Genomic DNA, 18,147 nt, shown 5'->3' with positions numbered 1-18,147 from the left:
AATTATACTTGACGCTTTAAAAAGACCATGTATCCTTTGAAGAGAATATAGCAACTGTGCGAACATGCATAAAAAAGTGGAGTACAGCAGGATAATAACGGCAGGAGGGTTTTATACAAGCATGAAGTTAATTACAGAGGTAGCAGCACAAGCAGGGATCGACGAGCAGCATCTGGAACTATACGGCAAATATAAAAGCAAACTCTCGCCATCCTTATGGGAGGAAATGAAAAACAAGCCAGATGGCAAGCTGGTTCTGGTCACTGCGGTGAATCCCACCCCTGCTGGCGAGGGTAAGACCTTAACAACCATCGGGTTGGCGCAGGCAATGAATGCAGCAGGTGTGAAGACTGTGGCTGCTTTACGTGAGCCGTCGCTCGGGCCTTGCTTAGGGATGAAGGGCGGCGCAACAGGCGGCGGGAAGTCGCAGATTGTTCCGGCTGATGAGATTAATTTGCACTTTACCGGTGATATTCATGCGGTAACTTCTGCACATAATTTATTGTCCGCAATGATTGATAATCATATCTTCCAAGGCAATGAGCTGGGACTGGATCCGCAGCGTATCGTTTGGAAACGTGTCATGGATATGAATGACCGCAGCCTGCGCAGTATTGTGACTGGGCTCGGAGACGGAAACGGAGCCGTACGGGAAAGTGGCTTTCAGATTACAACGGCTTCTGAGATTATGGCTGTGTTATGCCTATGCGATAGCCTCATTGATCTCAAGAAGCGTTTGAACCGTATTCTAATTGGTTATGACCAAGAGGGACAACCGGTGACAGCCGAGCGAATCGGGGCCGTTGAAGCGATGACAGCGCTGCTTAAGGAAGCAGTTAAGCCAAACTTGGTACAGACTCTGGAAGGTACGCCTGTTATTGTGCACGGGGGTCCGTTTGCGAATATCGCTCATGGCTGCAGCAGTGTTATTGGCACTCGTTATGCCCTTAAGCTAGGGGATGTTGTGGTCACCGAAGCAGGCTTCGGAGCGGATCTTGGTGCAGAGAAATTCATGGATATCAAATGCCAACAGGCCGAGTTAACCCCTTCTGCTGCTGTTCTTGTCGTAACTGTTAAGTCCTTGAAATATAACGGTGGTGTGCCTAAAGGTGAGCTTCTAACCGAGAATCGGACGGCGCTGCGCGCGGGATTGGTGAATTTAGAACGCCATGTAGAGAATCTCGGTAAATTTGGAGTCCCTGTTTTAGTTGCCATTAATCATTTTGAAGGGGACAGTGAGGGCGAGATTAACGATGTACTGGAGGCCTGCCGCAATTTAAACGTGCCGGCTGCAATCTCAAAAGTATGGGCGGAAGGTAGTGCAGGTGGACAGGAGCTGGCTTCTGAGCTGAACAAGCTCTTGAATAATAGTGGCACGAGCCACTTTGCTCCTTTGTATGAGAAAGATCTCGACATTTCATCCAAAATCAACAAAATTGTCCGTGAGATTTACCGCGGGGCAGAAGTGAACTTTTCTCCGGCGGCTAAGCGTAGTCTGGCGGTTATTGAGCGGCTTGGGCTAAATGATCTTCAAGTATGTTTGGCGAAGACGCCTTATTCCTTCTCCGACCAGCCTAGACTCCTCGGAGCACCGGAAGGTTTTACGATTGGTGTCCGAGATATTACTCTTTCGCTTGGTGCAGGCTTTGCGGTAGTTATTACAGGCAATATCGTTACGATGCCAGGTCTGCCAGCTAAGCCAGCTGCTGAGGGACTATGGATGGACGAGGACGGAGAGATTCACGGTCTGGTGTAAAAGTGTTTAATAAAGGGCTTCTCCTTGTTGTATTAGAGGGGAAGCCTTTTTTATGCTTCCTTTGGATTCCTGCAAATGCAGATCATAATGTACCTCTCACGTGGCAAAGCTAATGAGGTCGTCGCATTCGGCAGCAGTGGCGGAAAAAACTTAAAATTGTGAACAATTTGAGGATATAGGCGGAAAAGACTTGTAATGTGATAAATATCACAATATAATCAATTTATAAAGTGAAATAAATCACAACTAACCCATTGTTGATCAGATTCCATCATTGATCGGTCATGCAAGTCAAATATATAACCCGATTGTCCATTTGAAGGAGGAAGAAATAATGAAAGTAGCTGTCATTGGATGTACCCATGCCGGAACCGCCGCAATTGTGAATACTGCTCAGCTTTACCCAGATGCCGAGATTACTGTATATGAGCGTAATGATAATATTTCCTTCTTATCCTGTGGAATTGCCTTGTATGTAGGTGGAGTGGTTAAAGACCCAGAGGGGCTATTCTATTCTTCACCAGAAAAGCTTGCAGAGCTTGGCGTAAAGACCAATATGCGTCATGAAGTAACTGCAGTGGATACGAAGTCCAAAACATTGCGTGTACGCAATCTGGAGACAGGCCACGAGTTCGCTGACACCTACGATAAGCTGATTATGACTACAGGTTCATGGCCGATTGTGCCGAAGCTTGAAGGATTTGAACTCGAGGGGATTTTACTTTCCAAGAACTATGATCATTCCAACACTATTATAGAAAAAGCTAAACAAGCGAATAAAATCACCGTCGTCGGCGCTGGATATATCGGCGTTGAACTGGTGGAAGCTTTTCAAATGAATGGGAAGCAAGTTACGCTAATTGATGGTGAAGATCGCATTCTGAGTAAATATCTGGATCAAGAATTTACTGCACCGATCGAACAATCTTTTCAGGATCATGGGATTAAATTGGCACTGAATGAGAAGGTCAGCTCTTTTGCGGGCAAAGATGGTAAGGTAACAAAGGTTATTACAAGCAAAGGAGAGCATGAAACAGATCTGGTCATTCTCTGCATTGGTTTCCGTCCTAATACTGAACTCTTAAAAGGTCAAGTCGATATGCTGCCTAATGGTGCCATTGTGGTCAATAACTATATGCAGACTAGCTGCCCAGATGTATATGCCGCGGGCGACAGCTGTGCGATTCACTACAACCCTACAGGCAAACACGCCTATATCCCACTGGCAACCAATGCTGTGCGGATGGGAACCTTAGTTGCACGCAACTTGGTAACAGAGACCATTCCTTATATGGGTACACAAGGGACTTCGGGCATTAAGATTTATGAAGATAATATCGCTGCAACAGGGCTTACTGAAGAAGGAGCTAAGGCTGAAGGAATGGACGTGGAAACCGCCATGATTATTGATAATTACCGTCCAGAATTTATGCCAACCTTTGAGCAGGTTCAGTTAAAAGTAGTGTTTGATCGCGCCACACGCCGTATTCTCGGGGCACAAATTATGTCCAAGATGGATCTGACGCAATCGATCAACACAGTGTCTGTATGCATTCAAAATCATATGACAATCGACCAACTAGCCTTTATCGATTTCTTCTTCCAACCGCATTACAACAAACCTTGGAACTTCCTGAATACAGTGGGTCTTCAAGCACTGCCGACAACAGTACCAAGCAAAGAGGCTGTAACGGTTTAAAAAGGAACGTTGTTCCTGAGTGATTTATTGAGGAAAAAGACAACCTTATAAAGCTAGAGAAGCAGCGATCCTCCTGTAACGGGAGGATCGCTGCTTTTTTTGTTAGGTGCAGAATGATTAGCTGCATAGGTAGGTACAATCCAATGGCTTCGGCGATGGTAGCGAGCCAAATGTGCTCGAAAGTTACAGTTAAGGTCATTTGAGTCCGATGTCCGATAGCAAGCCAAATGTGCTCAAAAGTTACGTATAAGGTCATCTGAGTCCGATCGTGCTGAATCACCGCCCTCCTTAGAAGTTTTCGGACTCAGAAGCCGCTATATAGCAAATAATCGCTGTTTGAGTATGATTTCGGACTCCAATGCAGCTATTGCATAAAATGAGGTACAACTAGTGTGTTTTTGGTGGCAATAGCGACTATGGGGTCCGATGGCAAGTCAAATGTGCTCGAAAGTTACGAATAAGGTCATCTGAGTCCGATCGTGCTGAGTCAACGCCCACCGCAGAAGCTATCGGACCCAGAAGCCGCTATTTGGTAATTAATCGCCTATTAAGCGTGATTTCGGACTCCAATGCAGCTATTACATAGAATGAGGTACAGCTAGTGTGTTTTTGGTGGCAATAGCGACTATGGGGTTCGATAGCGAGCCAAATGTGCTCAAATGCTACCAATAGGGTCATCTGAGTCCGATGTCCGATAGTAAGCCAAATGTGTTCAGAAGCTACGGTTAGGGTCATCTGAGTCCGATCGTGCTGAGTCAACGCCCACCGCAGAAGCTTTCGGACTCAGAAGCCGCTATTTAGCAATTAATCGCCTTTTGAGTGTGATTTCGGACTCCAATGCAGCTATTACATAGAATGAGGTGCAACTATTGTGTTTTTGGTGGCAATAGCGACTATGGGGTCCGATAGCGAGCCAAATGTGCTCGAAAGTTAAGATTAGGGGCATCTGAGTCCGATCGTGCTGAGTCATCATCCCTCCGCAGAAGCTTTCGGACTCAGAAGGCGCTATATAGCAATTAATCGCCTTTTGAGCGTGATTTCGGACTCCAGTGCAGCTATTACATAGAACGAGGTACAACTAGTGTGTTTTTCGTGCTAATAGCGACGATGGGGTCCGATAGCAAGCCAAATGTGCTCGAAAGTTAAGATTAGGGGCATCTGGGTCCGATGTCCGGGTGTGGGCCAAATATGCTCAAAAGCTACGATTAGAGTCATCCGAGTCCGATAGAATGCCGATAGTGAGGTATGACTACAGTGAGGTATAGCTACAGTGAGATATAGCTGCATATAAGGACAACTGTGTCCGATAGCTGCTGCGTACGCTCAAATGTAATCCAACGAAACAAGATATGCTGGCTTAGTCGGTCATACATAAACTTCTATTTGTGCACAGGTCGCAGTAAATTTGACATGTCAGTGAAAACTTTCACTTAGTTTTCTCAAAGTGATAATTATCACGTTAATGTGTTTTACGACACGCTACAATGTTCATAAAGGAACAAATTTGAAGTAAATAGATGAAGGAGATAGGAACCATGGCTTATAGCAAACCGCAGCAAATTGCCGAAGTAACTGTAGAGAACGGCATAAAAAAAGCTCATAATCCGCTAAGTACCGTACTTATTCTGGGCTTTTTGGGAGGAGCGTTTATTGCGCTCGGGTTTTTATTGGATATTCGCGTCATTGCTGGCGCACCACAGGAATGGGGTTCCATTGCTAACTTTATCGGGGCAGCAGTCTTCCCCGTTGGGCTGATCATGGTACTCCTTGCGGGTGGAGAACTGCTGACAGGGAATATGATGGCCGTGCCGCTCGCTTTTATGGCTAAGAAGATTTCTTTTTGGGAAGTTGTGAAGAATCTTTTGCTCATTACGATTAGTAATCTGGCAGGGGCATTATTTGTAGCTTATTTCTTCGGTCATGTGGTGGGTTTAACTTCAGAGGGTGTGTATTTAGAGAAATTGGTGGATATGGCTGGTCATAAAATCGATGCAGAATTCTTTCCGGCATTTGTTTCGGGTATCGGCTGTAACTGGCTCGTTGCGCTGGCAGTGTGGCTCTCCTATGGAGCAGATAACTTCAGCGGCAAAATCCTTGGTATTTGGTTCCCAACGATGGCCTTTGTTGCGATCGGATTCCAGCACGTTGTAGCTAACATGTTCCTAATTCCAGCAGCTATTTTTGAAGGTTACTATTCATGGGGGCAATACTTCACTAACTTTGTTCCCGTCTGGCTCGGCAATCTAACGGGTGGAGCAATATTTGTCGCAGCTGCCTATTGGATGGCATACTTGCGTAAAGCACCTACGGCTATTCAATCCGTAGATAGCATGTCCGGCAGCAGTGTCAAAAAACACGCTTAAGCTCGTCTTATAGAGCACTCCATAGAACATTCAAGGTCTGCCTTATTGGTGGCGTTAATGTTTTAGGGGTGCTTTTTGTTATGTAGACACAAAAAAATCCGCCGTGATATATCCGCGCTCGGGGGAACGAAATCGGATCACGGCGAATTTTGAAGGGGGAGTGTTTCTAGGCTCTATTACCCCGTCTTTCTAAAAGCGAATCAGTTTCTTCTTGTTTAGTTTGCTTTACGGACGACAGCCACGGCTTTAAAATAAGAATAGATATTAGAGCTAGGAAGGGCTGCGGACGTGAACCCCAAGGGAGACGGGATAATTCATGCGATATGTGCGTTTTATTCTCTAGATTTCATGCGTACTTTATCGCGATAAAACGTCAATGTGTATGCTTGCTCATAACCCTGTTTTGGGATAATACTGGATGAATTAATGACACATATATAACAGGGGATGTACACTACTTATGAAGTTTTTACAGGCATATCCAAAAGAAGTGAAAATATTTCTAATTGCCAGCCTAATTAATGCAACAGGTAGTGCGCTGATGTGGCCGCTCGTTACGATGTATGTATTTGATGAGCTTGGACGCAGCATGTCAGATGCTGGACTGGTGATTCTTATTCAATCGGTTGGTGGGATCGTGGGTCAACTACTCGGGGGCTCACTCTATCATAAGGTAGGCGTTAACCGGCTGATTGTCGGAGCGCTCGCCATGAATGCTTTGGCACTGTTCACCTTGCCGGCAGCTAGTAACAACTGGACGTTATTTATGGTTGCAATGGGACTGGTAGGATTATTTAATTCCTTATCATTACCTGCCATTCAGGCATTTATCGGCTTTCGTTTCACGAAGCAGCGTGGTGAGCTGTTTAATGTTATTTATGTCGCCAATAATATTGGTGTAGCACTGGGTACGGCATTAAGTGGTTTTTTGGCCGATATTTCCTATATGCTAAGCTTTGTAATGAATGGTGTAACTTCGGCGGTATTTGCGGGTTTCTTTTTTATATATCTGAAGAAAATCGGTGGAGAACCTGCGCATGAGGTAATGGGGCATCAGAAGAATGAACCAGAGAAACAATCCACGTGGAAGCTAATGGGGCATACTCGTATTTATCTTTATATGGGGATCGGTTCTTTGTTCCTGCTTCTCGGTAACTCTATCTGGAATACAGGGGTATCTCCGTTCATTATTTCAGAGGGCTGGCCTAAGAAAACTTATGGTTTTCTCTGGACACTGAACGGTATTTTGATTTTTGCAGCTCAGCCATTGGTAACAATGATTAAGCGCTGGTTCGCGTCTACCTCAACGGCGCAAATGACTGCAAGTGCCCTGTTTTATTTGGGTGGCTATGCGTTTCTTTTGTGGATGCCTAATTATCCTGGCTTAGTGCTCGGAATGGTGCTTGCTACACTGGGAGAAATGCTGATTTCTCCAGCGATGCCATCCTTTATCTCGGATCATGCGGGGCGCAGCGCACCATTTTATTTGGGACTAAGCGGAGGGATTGGTGCAGTCGGGAGAGTCATTGGCCCTTACTTCATGGGCAGACTGTATGATAGCGGTGGTTTGGCACCAACAGCCTGGCTGGCCTGTGCGATGGCGCTGCTGTCTGTAGGATTTTTCGTCATCCATTCTTTAGTCAATCGTAAAGGCCATTCGTTAGAGCGGTCCGTAAGATAACTATACACAGTGGATTCCAACATCTGCTGTGAATTCTATAGAGGTGCAAGGCAAGGGGTGTACATCTTATGAAACAAATCAACAAGGCAAGGTTAACTATTAGACCATCAGAGATTAAAGACGTGCGAGAACTGATTGATCTGGACCATCTGATTTGGACAGAGGACACTAGCCCGGGACCTATGTTGTGGCGCTCACAAGAGGATTTCTTGCTGAATGCTCCTCCGGGCTCTCAGCTCGTAGCGCTGCAAGATGACAAGCTATGCGGATATGTCGGGTTTGGCTGCCCTAGTAGAATGGAGAGCAACCGGCATGTGTGCGAGGTTAATATTGCTGTTCATCCGAACTATCAACGTTTAGGCATCGGCCGGCAGCTCATGGAAGCCATTAAGGAACATGCTGCGGCGCATGCTATTCGTAAGCTTCGCCTGCGTGTATTATCCTGTAATGAATCAGCGATTTCTTTTTACCGGAAATGCGGTTTTGTGGAAGAGGGACGTCTGCGGGAGGAGTTTTATCTTGGCGGCCGTTATGTGGATGAGATATTTATGAGCTGTATGCTGACAGGAGGAAATGGATATGGAGATCGTCTCGCTTAATGTCGGTCGGCCGGTGACGGTGGATTATCGGGGAAAACCTTTGGAGACCGGAATTTATAAAACGCCTGTAGAAGGATCGGTTCGGCTGCATACCAATGGATTTGTTGGAGATGGTCAGGCAGATCTTAAACATCATGGAGGTCCTGACAAGGCGGTGTGCGCCTATCCCATTGAGCACTATCCTTATTGGGAACAGCAGCTGGGAAAGAAACTGGAGTACTCGGCTTTCGGAGAAAATATCACCACAACGGGTCTGCTGGAGACAGAGGTGTGTATTGGCGATGTATATGAAATAGGCACCACTTTGCTTCAGGTTAGCCAGCCAAGATATCCTTGCTTCAAAATCTCACAAAAGCATGGACCCGCAGATCTTCCGGCTCAAGTTCTGGATACAAGGTATAGCGGATTTTACTTGCGTGTACTTCGTGAAGGAATGATTTCAACCGGCGATGCAATTGTCAAAAAAGAAAACGGAGACAGCAATGCTTCCGTGGCGCATGTACTGCATTTAATGCAGGTTGGGCTGCAAGAGGAAGCTGCTCTGGCAGAGCTTGTGGAGCTGGAAGCCCTCTCAGCCGTAGTACGGAACAAGTTTCGAAAACAGCTGGGTATGCCAGAGATCTAATCTTGGTCTGCTCAATAAAATAAACCTGGGGGCGTATGCCAGCCAGGTTTATTTCTGCTTGTGTGTTTGTTTAACTTTGCTTACGTAACTTAGCCGAGCAGCTGCCACTCACTACGCAATAAACCATATACGGCGTGATTCACGTAGCCATCGGGCAGCTTTTCTGCCTGTCTGATCACACCTTCGAGCACAAAACCAAGCCGTTCAGGAATTGCCCGGCTAGTTACGTTGGCGGTCGCGCAGCGAATTTCTACCCGCTGCAACTCCATTTCCAGCAGTGCGTAGTCTACTAGAACTCGGCAGGCGCTGGTCATATAACCTTTGCCTTCATAGCCATCACCAAGCCAATAACCAATCCCTACGGAACGGTTATGCCAGTCAATCTGGTGATACCCAATGACACCGGCGAGCTCGCCGCGGACCCAAAGTCCAGCAGTGAAGGCGCCATTGTCGGTGCCTTGTTTTATAGCATTTTTAATGAAATTAAGGGTGTGATCCTGTTCCGTAACGGCATCAACCCAAGGAAGCCATTGCCTAAGTCGTTCCCGCGAGCGCTCCACTAACGCGAATATGTGCCTAGCATGCTCAGGCATGAGTGGCTTTAAGATAAGCTCTTCGTCGATGACATAATTAAACAAGCAGTTGCCTCCTTTTCGGCACAAGGCCTTATGTATGATTATGGATTTTTTCTTATGATTATCATGCTACTCTATCGCCCGCAGAGAAGTCAAAAGGTCTAAAGATGCTAAAAATTGATCCAGGCCATGTGCCCCCTTTTATTGAACAATCTACAGTTAACGGGTATATTAGTAGGAAACATGTTTATACAAGAAGTAGTGTAACACTACAGAACGAAAGGTTGATAGCTGTGGAGAACCGTACTACCCCCTCCAATTTTATTAAAAATGTTATTACCGAAGACCTCCGTACGGGTAAAGTAAAAGAAGTTGTCACACGCTTTCCGCCGGAGCCGAACGGTTACTTACATATCGGACATGCCAAGGCGATTTGGATTAACTTTACACTGGCGGACGAGTTCGGTGGCAAGACTAACCTAAGATTTGACGACACGAATCCTGCCAAAGAAGATACGGAATATGTGAACTCCATTCAGGAAGATGTAAAGTGGCTGGGTTATGAATGGGAAGAGCTGCGTTTTGCATCGGATTATTTTGAGGAAATGTACAAACGTGCCGAATTATTAATTACTAAAGGTAAAGCTTATGTAGATGACCTCAGCGCGGATGAAATTCGCCAATTGCGGGGAACGCTGACAGAGCCAGGACAGAACAGTCCACATCGTGAGCGCAGCATCGAAGAGAATTTGGATCTGTTCCGCCGTATGCGGGCAGGGGAATTCAAAGATGGTGAGAAGGTTCTTCGTGCCAAGATCGATATGGCATCACCAAATATTAATCTGCGTGATCCTGTCATCTATCGGATTACTCATGCGCATCACCATAATACAGGGGATAAATGGTGCATCTATCCGATGTATACGTTCGCTCATCCACTTGAGGACGCTATTGAAGGAGTAACTCACTCCCTTTGTTCGCTTGAGTTTGAAGATCAACGCCCATTTTATGATTGGGTCGTAGCGGAATGTGAGATGCCTTCAGTTCCGCATCAATATGAATTCGGCCGTCTGAATCTCGCTCAAACCATGACTAGTAAACGTAAGCTGAAGCTGCTGGTAGACGAAAAACATGTGGATGGCTGGGACGATCCGCGGATGCCAACGATCTCCGGCCTGCGCCGCAGAGGATATACGCCGGAAGCGATTCGTAAATTCGTGTACGAAGCAGGGATCTCCAAGAGTCAGGGTCTAGTGGACCTGCAAATGCTGGAGCACTTTATCCGGGAAGACCTTAAGTTAACTGTGCCTCGCACCATGGCTATACTTCGTCCGCTTAAGGTTGTTATCACCAATTATCCGGAAGGCCAAACAGAATGGCTTGAAGCGGAGAATAATACAGAGAATGAAGAAATGGGTGTACGCCAAATTCCGTTCTCTCGTGAGATTTATGTTGAGCGCGACGACTTTATGGAGAATCCGCCCAATAAATATTTCCGCTTGTTCCCCGGCAATGAAGTACGCCTGAAGCATGCTTATTTCATCAAATGTAATGAAGTCATTAAAGATGAGAATGGCGAGGTTGTTGAACTGCATTGTACGTATGATCCGGAAACAAAGAGTGGCAGTGGATTTACAGGCCGTAAGGTAAAAGGTACTCTGCACTGGGTAGAAGCTAGTCAAGCTGTGCCTGCAGAATTCCGTTTATACGAGCCACTGATTTCTGCTGAAGAAGTAGATGAAGCTGCAGAAGTTGAAGGTCTGGATTCCACGGTAGAGAAAGCGGAGCCTAGCTTCTTGGATCAGCTTAATCCTAAATCCATTGAAATCTTACAAGGTTTTGTGGAACCCGCGCTTAAGGACAGTGTGGCTCAGGATAAATTCCAGTTCTTCCGTCATGGCTATTTTAATGTAGATAGCAAATATTCGGCGCCTGGGCATCTCGTATTCAATCTTATCGTTTCACTGAAGAGTTCATTTCAGCCTCCAAAACAAGGCTAACACTTGATTCGTTCAGGTTCTTTATAATAAAACAGGCTCAAACGTCCCGTTTAGGTACGTTTGAGCCTGTTTTTTATATTTTCGCTTATAATATTTCGATGTGAGAGAGTTCTTCCTCATCCTCTGTAGGGGGCCGGTAGCCTCCACGGTTTACAAAGAGCCACATGAAAGTAAAGCCTAGCGTTCCAAACAGTGTCAAGAAGACACCCGCTTGATACATGCTCTGTGCCCCTAGATTTTGATACATCCACCCTCCGAGAACTCCTCCAACAATACCGGCTATACCGCTCCAAGTCAGTGTGTAGAGCGCTTGTCCTGAAGCACGGTAAGGTCTTGGAATAAGAAGCATGGTCAGTTGAGTGCCTACATAGAAGAAACCACCAAATGTTATGCAGTGTAAAATTTGAATGAGCACTACTTGGAGGGCTGTAGTCGCGTCCGCCATGAACCACCATCGTAGTACGAATAAAGCGCTAACCAGTGCAAGCCAGCCGAGCAGAACAGATATTTTACGTTTAAGGAATCGGTCGCAGAGAACAAATACACCCACTTCCAAAATAGAGGAGAGGAATACTGCGAGACCAATCATTCCCTTGGAGCCGCCTAGGTCCGTAATATACAAAGACATGAATGTAGTGTTCATGGTGTTCGGTATGGAAACTAGGATACCAAACAATATGAAACACAAGAAAAAGGGATTATAAATTAGTTTGCTGAAGCCTCTATACGGCATAGGAGCCATGCCAATGGTATGGTTAAGTTTCGGTAATGCAAGAATGGATAACATTGATGCACATAGTAAGCCTGCAAACAGATAGGACAAGATAGATACACCAGCCCAATCTAGGACCAATCCGGCGGCAATTGCAATTAGTGCCCACCCCAATGAACCCCAAAGCCGAAAAGAACGGAAGCGATAGTTAGTTCCGTCAATATAGCTGAGAATCATCGTATTGCTCTGAGCAAATAACGGTCCTTGGAAGAAATAGAACAAAAGAATGGAGATGTAGATCATCTCATATGTATTTGCCCGAAACATAAGCTGGGATAACACTAATGTTCCGATTAACATAAGCAAAACGATTCGCCGGATATTCTGGTATCGGTCAGTCCAGATCGCCCAGAATGGATTTGCAAAGATGGATACTAGCGCACCCATAGAGAATACGGCACCGATCTCTAATTTGTTCATCCCTACATCCAGCAGGTATAGTTGAAAGAAGCTGGAGAAGAGGACCATGGTTCCGTATACAAAAAAATTGAACCATTTTAAAGACGTGAAAGAAGATGGATAGTTAACGCCTTTCCGCAAATGCGTCACTCCTTTCCCACTAGATGTCTTGCATGGATATACTGACCAATATTAGGCCCTTCTATCACTGTAACACGTGTTGAAAAGGGATACAAACTTCCTTTTTTACTTTTTTACATTTTTTTAACGTTTATTTAAATTTGATCCGCTAAGTGACAAAAAACGCATATAACAAGTTTGCAGGTGGCAGAAATGTTAAGAGATCGCTCCTCCTTACTAGGAATATGCCTGAGGATTACCCTATCTACGTCGTACAAAAGCGGATCAACGGGTTTAACTTCAGTTTACAATTCAGGGCTAGGATGGGGTTAAGCGAAACAGAGATGATACACTCTTCTCGCAGAGTCACCAAGAAAAGGGGAGTTTTTGCATGAGAAAATCCGAAGCTAAGGGGAAAACGGCGCTGAAGCCATTCCTCACATTATTAAAAGAGACCAAGCCTTCATACGGCTTATTGGCAATAGCCATTGCACTAAGCATGATCTCGACATTGGTTAGTCTGGTGATCCCAATGTTCACCAAAAATCTGGTGGATGGCTTTTCTTTGGCCTCCGTCAGCAAGCTGCAAATTGCGGGTATAGCGGGTGCTTTTATCGCGCAGACGATCGCCGGGGGAATTTCCATCTATCTGCTGAATTACGTGGGCCAGAAGATGGTTGCAGGTCTACGTGACCGGTTATGGCGTAAATTTTTAGTATTGCCAGTAGCTTATTACAATGATAATCGAACAGGAGAAAGCGTCAGCCGGATGACGAATGATACAGGGATCATCAAAACGCTGATTTCTGAACATCTGGCCAGCTTATTTACCGGAGTGATCTCCATTGTGGGCTCCATTGCTGTGCTGTTATTTTTAAATTGGAAAATGACGCTTGTTCTATTCACCGTTCTTCCACTATCTGCGTTGATTCTGGTGCCGCTTGGACGGCAGATGTACAAAATCTCCAAAGGTATGCAGGACGAAACAGCCTCTTTTACCGCGACACTTAGTGGTGTATTGTCAGAAATCCGTCTGGTGAAATCCTCGGGTGCAGAGAAAAAAGAGTACGAAGCAGGCAAAACCGGAATTATGAACCTGCTCTCCTTTGGTATTCGTGAAGGCAAAATCAGCGCTATGATCAGTCCACTTGTCTCTTTTGTTTTTATGATGTTACTTGTGGTCATTATCGGTTATGGCGGAATGCAGGTATCTTCCGGGGCTTTGACAGCTGGAGAGCTGGTAGCCTTTATCCTGTATCTTATTCAGATTATTATGCCGCTTACTCAATTGACCACGTTCTTTACACAGATTCAGAAGGCTAAAGGGGCATCAGAGCGCATTATTGAAACCCTGGCAGCAGAAGAGGAGGTATATGAGGGCCAGGAAGAGGCGAACGGTGCAGAAGGTCCTATCTCGGTAGAAGATCTAAGCTTTGGATATAAAAATGGTGAGAATGTGCTAACCGATGTAAGCTTTCGGATGCTTCCGGGTCAGGTGACGGCTATTGTTGGACCGAGCGGGGGCGGCAAGACTACATTATTTTCACTGCTCGAACGATTCTATGAGCCTCAGAAAGGTATGGTTAAGTTAGGTGATAAACCAGTGTCAACCTTCTCTTTACGCTCATGGCGGAAACTGATCGGGTATGTCTCACAGGAAAGCCCATTATTGGCAGGTACGATTGCTGAGAATTTAACCTATGGATTGGATCGCGACGTTAGCATGGAGGAGATGCGTGCAGCAGCAGCAATGGCTTATGCAGATGGCTTTATCGATGAGCTTCCTGAAGGATATAATACGGATGTTGGTGAGAGAGGTGTGAAGCTCTCAGGTGGACAGCGGCAACGGATTGCTATTGCTAGAGCGCTGCTGCGGAATCCAAAGATTCTTATGCTTGATGAGGCTACCTCCAGTCTGGATAGCCAATCAGAGTCCGTAGTACAGAAAGCACTGTCCAATTTGATGAAGGGCCGGACTACGATTGTAATTGCGCACCGTTTGGCTACTGTTGTAAATGCTGAGCAGATTATTTTTATGGAAAAGGGCCAGATTACCGGGATGGGAAGACATGAAGAACTGCTGGAAAACCATGAGCTGTATCGTGAATTTGCCACCCAGCAGCTGCAGATGAATAACCTTGAGATTCAAGACAATAAAGAGGAGGCTCCAGTGATACATGACAAAAATACTAGTAGCGGACGACGATCCGCACATCCGCGAATTGGTAGAAGTATTTCTGAGAGCTGAGGGGATGGATGACATCTATGGAGCTTCTGATGGACTGGAGGCTCTTCAGATTCTGGAGAGCCATAACATAGACTTAGCCATTATTGATGTGATGATGCCCAATTTGGATGGCTGGGAGCTGTGCCGGAAGATGCGCCAAACTTATGATTTTCCGATATTGATGCTGACGGCTAAGGGTGAGACCTCCCAAATTGTGAAGGGCTTTGAACTGGGAAGTGATGACTATCTCGTCAAACCCTTTGAGCCAGTGGTGCTTATTGCGCGAGTAAAGGCGCTGCTCAAACGTTACCAAATCTCTGCTGCACAAAGTGTGGGGATCGGCCGGCTGCGAATGAATCGTAAAACCTACGAGGTATCCTCAGAGTATGGAGAAGTCACCTTGCCGCTTAAGGAATTTGAGCTGTTGTTTAAGCTGGGCAGCTATCCGGGGCAGACATTGACTAGAGACAGGCTGATCGAAGAGATATGGGGTTATGATTTTGAAGGGAATGAGCGGACGCTCGATGTGCATATCAACCGTTTACGCGAACGGTTCGCTCCAGATAAATACGGGTTTGTTATTCGTACCATCCGCGGATTAGGCTATCGGCTGGAGGCAGAGGCATGAACCGGTTTAAGGAGCTTCTTAAGCGGATTGGGATGACTTTTATTTACTTCGGTGGCGTTGGGATTAGCTGGAGTGCAGCTTATTTCTTAATGAACTGGATATATGGCAGGGTTGGACGCCCCTCTTCGGAGTATTTGACCCAGTTAATCGGCGTGATGGTCGGAATTGTGATTTTGTTCATGATGGCATTGGTAACCTCCAAGTTATTCCGGGGCTGGGAACGTGTTTTTTATAAATCAATTATCGAAGGTTTAGGGCGTATTGCTAAGGGTGATTTCAATGTGGTACTCGATAATACTAAGGACTATGGTGATTTTGGTGAGATTGTAGAGAGCATCAACGTAATGGCCAGCGAACTGAGTCAGATGGAGACCATGCGTCAAGACTTTATCTCTAATGTATCGCATGAAATTCAATCTCCGCTAACCTCTATTCGGGGGTTTGCTCTTGCGCTGCAGGATGAAACTTTGAGTGTGAAGAGCAGGAGGCACTACCTTAATATTATCGTGGCTGAGAGTACCCGTGTATCTGGGCTCAGTGATAATTTATTGAAGCTGTCCGCGCTTGAATCGGGCAATTTTCCGTTTGAAAATCAGATTTACCGCCTGGATAAGCAGCTTAGAGATACGATTCTGGCTTCTGAACCACAGTGGTTGGAGAAAAATATAGAGGTAGAGGCTGAACTGGAAGAAGTGAATGTATCTGCTGTAAAAGATTTAATGAGCCAGGTCTGGACCAATCTACTGCATAACAGCATCAAGTTTACTCCGCAGAACGGTTACATCCATATTAGCCTTCGCATGGTGGATGAGCAGGTAGAGGTGGAGATTCAAGATAGCGGGATTGGCATCTCGGAGGAAGATCTGCCTCGGATCTTCGAGCGTTTCTATAAGGCAGATAAAGCTAGAACCGCAAGTGGTGGCGGTAGTGGACTGGGTCTGTCACTGGTTAAAAAAATCGTTGAGCTGCATGAAGGTAAGGTAACTGTACATAGTCGTCCGGGGGAAGGAACCGCCTTTAAGGTGAGCTTGCGAGTACGAAAGAAATAAACTTGCTGTATGTGAAAAACAGCTGAAGCTGGTATTCTGGGTGGATTCGAGGATAACACCTTCCGTCCTGAGAATAATGCCACAAGAGCCGAGGCAGGAGCGACTATTTATAAGCTGCTCGAAGCTCTGTCTCTCTAATAGTGATTGAATAGTTCATCGCTAAGCTTTAAACCAAACGCCGCTTTCCCAGATTGTTCAGTGGGAAAGCGGCGTTTTTTGTATTTATGAAATTAAAAGAGGAACTATAATACCGGGATGGACGTTTATCCACCAATTTGAGACATGCGCCGAGCTGTCGGCGTGTGGCTTTGTGCTTTTTTCTCCAGAGCTAAGGCCATTTCATGGTTATGAGGTTTGTTGCCCAGCGCTTTCCGGAATAAGGCCTGCACAGCAGCAGGATCGCTTATTAAAGGACGGACATTGTATTCATCTGCCCAATACAGGCAAGCTTTGATGTGCCCATCTGCGGTAAGTCTCAGGCGGTTGCAATTATCGCAGAAGTGATCGCTCACCGGATGAATCAGGCCGAATGTACCAGGGGCTCCAACAACCCGCCGATTCTGGGAAGGGCCATTCCCGGAGGGCATTTCTGCTGCTTCCGTTTCCCAACCAGCCTCAGTACAAGCTTCTACAACCCTTTCCAGAGGCAGATAAGTTTGGCGCCAAGCATCAGTAGCACTGCCAATCGGCATGTATTCTATAAAGCGTACATTTAGAGGACTCTCCAGCGTAAGGGAGATGAAGTCTTTGATTTCGTCGTCATTAATTCCTTTCATCAATACAACGTTAAGCTTTATCGGTTGAAGTCCGGCGGCTTGTGCGGCCTCGATCCCCTTTAATACCTTGGCGACTTCACCGCCACGAGTAATCATAGAAAATCGATCCTGCCGTAAAGAGTCTAGGCTGATGTTTACCCGTGACAGACCAGCCTCTTTTAACAGCGCGGCTTTGGCTGGAAGCATTAAACCATTTGTAGTCAGCGAAATATCTTCTATACCTGGAATCGCGGATATCATCGCAACAAGCTTTTCCAGATCTTTGCGGACAAGAGGTTCTCCGCCAGTTAGTCGTACTTTACGTAATCCAAGAGGGGCTAGCGACTTAACGACTGCGGTAATTTCCTCGTAACTTAGAATCTCGTCCTGCGGTTGGAATTGCATCCCTTCCGCTGGCATACAATAGATGCAACGCAGGTTGCAGCGGTCGGTAACCGAAATGCGGATGTAATCGTGTAAACGTCCAAAAGGGTCCGTCAGCGGCTCCATGGCGTTGCTCCCTTCCTTTAAATCTGGCTGATAAATTGCTCTTAAATTTTCTCGTATAAACGCCTAACGTCACTAACAGGATAGAACGCGAAGATGTTTATACTTGTTTAGAATTTTAAAGATTGCTTGGATTCACGTCAATGAGCAAAGTTCTGGACGACAGGGTTTCATTACATAAAACTGGACAAACTAGATAAGAAGATAACGCATATTGAATAACGAAAAGTGTGACAAAAGTACGACAAATAAAGTTTTTAGACATAGAATGCTCACGGAAAGCGCTTTTAATTTCCGATATAATCTAGGTGCGGATTAGTTTTAACGTTCACTTTTGCGAAAACAGATAGGATACCGGAAACCGCACGTCGGTAATGTGTGTGACGGAGAGT

General features: G+C 45.8%; 13 protein-coding genes. 10 read left to right on the top strand and 3 right to left on the bottom strand.

The window, feature by feature from the left end; translation table 11 throughout:
• The first annotated feature begins 121 nt into the window (after nucleotides 1–121).
• The 6 genes from MKX34_RS30540 (at nucleotide 122) to MKX34_RS30515 (ending at nucleotide 8,723) form a co-directional block, all read left to right on the top strand.
• Nucleotides 122–1,756 carry a formate--tetrahydrofolate ligase gene (locus MKX34_RS30540; protein WP_038573673.1) on the top strand — a complete coding sequence of 545 codons (1,635 nt, stop codon included), beginning with the start codon at nucleotides 122–124 and terminating at the stop codon, nucleotides 1,754–1,756.
• Nucleotides 1,757–2,090: 334 nt separating this feature from the next.
• The gene (locus MKX34_RS30535) at nucleotides 2,091–3,455 is read left to right on the top strand and encodes an FAD-dependent oxidoreductase (RefSeq protein WP_038573671.1); all 1,365 of its coding nucleotides are present in this window, start codon (nucleotides 2,091–2,093) and stop codon (nucleotides 3,453–3,455) included.
• Nucleotides 3,456–4,990: 1,535 nt separating this feature from the next.
• Nucleotides 4,991–5,818 (top strand): formate/nitrite transporter family protein, encoded by an 828-nt coding sequence (locus MKX34_RS30530; protein ID WP_036681949.1) that lies wholly within the window; start codon nucleotides 4,991–4,993, stop codon nucleotides 5,816–5,818.
• A 460-nt stretch (nucleotides 5,819–6,278) separates the two neighbouring features.
• On the top strand, nucleotides 6,279–7,499 hold the full coding sequence (locus tag MKX34_RS30525; protein WP_036681946.1) for an MFS transporter: 1,221 nt from the start codon (nucleotides 6,279–6,281) through the stop codon (nucleotides 7,497–7,499).
• A 68-nt stretch (nucleotides 7,500–7,567) separates the two neighbouring features.
• Nucleotides 7,568–8,098: a GNAT family N-acetyltransferase gene (locus tag MKX34_RS30520; RefSeq protein WP_038573668.1), complete on the top strand. Its 531-nt coding sequence runs from the start codon at nucleotides 7,568–7,570 to the stop codon at nucleotides 8,096–8,098.
• Nucleotides 8,079–8,723, top strand: a complete 645-nt coding sequence (locus tag MKX34_RS30515) for an MOSC domain-containing protein (protein WP_081383983.1) — start codon at nucleotides 8,079–8,081, stop codon at nucleotides 8,721–8,723. Before MKX34_RS30520 ends, MKX34_RS30515 begins: the two co-directional genes overlap by 20 nt.
• An 89-nt stretch (nucleotides 8,724–8,812) precedes the next feature.
• Here MKX34_RS30515 and MKX34_RS30510 read toward each other — a convergent pair whose 3' ends face one another.
• Entirely contained in the window at nucleotides 8,813–9,361 is a 549-nt protein-coding gene (locus MKX34_RS30510) for a GNAT family protein (protein ID WP_036681941.1), read from the bottom strand.
• A gap of 230 nt (nucleotides 9,362–9,591) precedes the next feature.
• Here MKX34_RS30510 and MKX34_RS30505 point away from each other — a divergent pair, with 230 nt between their 5' ends.
• Nucleotides 9,592–11,298 (top strand): glutamine--tRNA ligase/YqeY domain fusion protein, encoded by a 1,707-nt coding sequence (locus MKX34_RS30505; protein ID WP_038574952.1) that lies wholly within the window; start codon nucleotides 9,592–9,594, stop codon nucleotides 11,296–11,298.
• 85 nt (nucleotides 11,299–11,383) lie between these two features.
• On the opposite strand, the gene MKX34_RS30500 is transcribed toward MKX34_RS30505, so the two are convergent.
• On the bottom strand, nucleotides 11,384–12,619 hold the full coding sequence (locus MKX34_RS30500; RefSeq protein WP_305953522.1) for an MFS transporter: 1,236 nt from the start codon (nucleotides 12,617–12,619) through the stop codon (nucleotides 11,384–11,386).
• 361 nt (nucleotides 12,620–12,980) lie between these two features.
• Between MKX34_RS30500 and MKX34_RS30495 the strand changes: the two genes are divergently transcribed.
• From MKX34_RS30495 to MKX34_RS30485, 3 genes are read left to right on the top strand one after another with little or no spacing between them, the layout of a single operon-like run.
• Nucleotides 12,981–14,837 (top strand): ABC transporter ATP-binding protein, encoded by a 1,857-nt coding sequence (locus MKX34_RS30495; RefSeq protein WP_038573659.1) that lies wholly within the window; start codon nucleotides 12,981–12,983, stop codon nucleotides 14,835–14,837.
• A complete protein-coding gene (locus MKX34_RS30490; RefSeq protein ID WP_036681932.1) occupies nucleotides 14,767–15,444 on the top strand; it encodes a response regulator transcription factor in 678 nt (225 codons plus the stop codon). The genes MKX34_RS30495 and MKX34_RS30490 overlap by 71 nt, the downstream gene beginning before the upstream one ends.
• Nucleotides 15,441–16,493, top strand: a complete 1,053-nt coding sequence (locus tag MKX34_RS30485; protein WP_036681931.1) for a HAMP domain-containing sensor histidine kinase — start codon at nucleotides 15,441–15,443, stop codon at nucleotides 16,491–16,493. The genes MKX34_RS30490 and MKX34_RS30485 overlap by 4 nt, the downstream gene beginning before the upstream one ends.
• A gap of 263 nt (nucleotides 16,494–16,756) precedes the next feature.
• Here MKX34_RS30485 and moaA read toward each other — a convergent pair whose 3' ends face one another.
• Nucleotides 16,757–17,758 (bottom strand): GTP 3',8-cyclase MoaA, encoded by a 1,002-nt coding sequence (moaA, locus tag MKX34_RS30480; RefSeq protein WP_036681928.1) that lies wholly within the window; start codon nucleotides 17,756–17,758, stop codon nucleotides 16,757–16,759.
• Between the last annotated feature and the right edge of the window lie 389 nt (nucleotides 17,759–18,147).

It is taken from the genome of Paenibacillus sp. FSL R5-0636, assembly GCF_037974255.1.
GTDB lineage: Bacteria > Bacillota > Bacilli > Paenibacillales > Paenibacillaceae > Paenibacillus_AQ > Paenibacillus_AQ odorifer.
The sequence above is the reverse complement of the archived record's forward strand: the minus strand, read 5'-3'. Positions and strand labels throughout refer to the sequence as shown.

Coding starts and splice junctions, on each gene's coding strand:
- MKX34_RS30540 (WP_038573673.1), top strand. CDS start 122: ATGAAGTTAATTACAGAGGTAGCAGCACAAGCAGGGATCGACGAGCAG.
- MKX34_RS30535 (WP_038573671.1), top strand. CDS start 2,091: ATGAAAGTAGCTGTCATTGGATGTACCCATGCCGGAACCGCCGCAATT.
- MKX34_RS30530 (WP_036681949.1), top strand. CDS start 4,991: ATGGCTTATAGCAAACCGCAGCAAATTGCCGAAGTAACTGTAGAGAAC.
- MKX34_RS30525 (WP_036681946.1), top strand. CDS start 6,279: ATGAAGTTTTTACAGGCATATCCAAAAGAAGTGAAAATATTTCTAATT.
- MKX34_RS30520 (WP_038573668.1), top strand. CDS start 7,568: ATGAAACAAATCAACAAGGCAAGGTTAACTATTAGACCATCAGAGATT.
- MKX34_RS30515 (WP_081383983.1), top strand. CDS start 8,079: ATGGAGATCGTCTCGCTTAATGTCGGTCGGCCGGTGACGGTGGATTAT.
- MKX34_RS30495 (WP_038573659.1), top strand. CDS start 12,981: ATGAGAAAATCCGAAGCTAAGGGGAAAACGGCGCTGAAGCCATTCCTC.
- MKX34_RS30490 (WP_036681932.1), top strand. CDS start 14,767: ATGACAAAAATACTAGTAGCGGACGACGATCCGCACATCCGCGAATTG.
- MKX34_RS30485 (WP_036681931.1), top strand. CDS start 15,441: ATGAACCGGTTTAAGGAGCTTCTTAAGCGGATTGGGATGACTTTTATT.
- moaA (WP_036681928.1), bottom strand. CDS start 17,758: ATGGAGCCGCTGACGGACCCTTTTGGACGTTTACACGATTACATCCGC.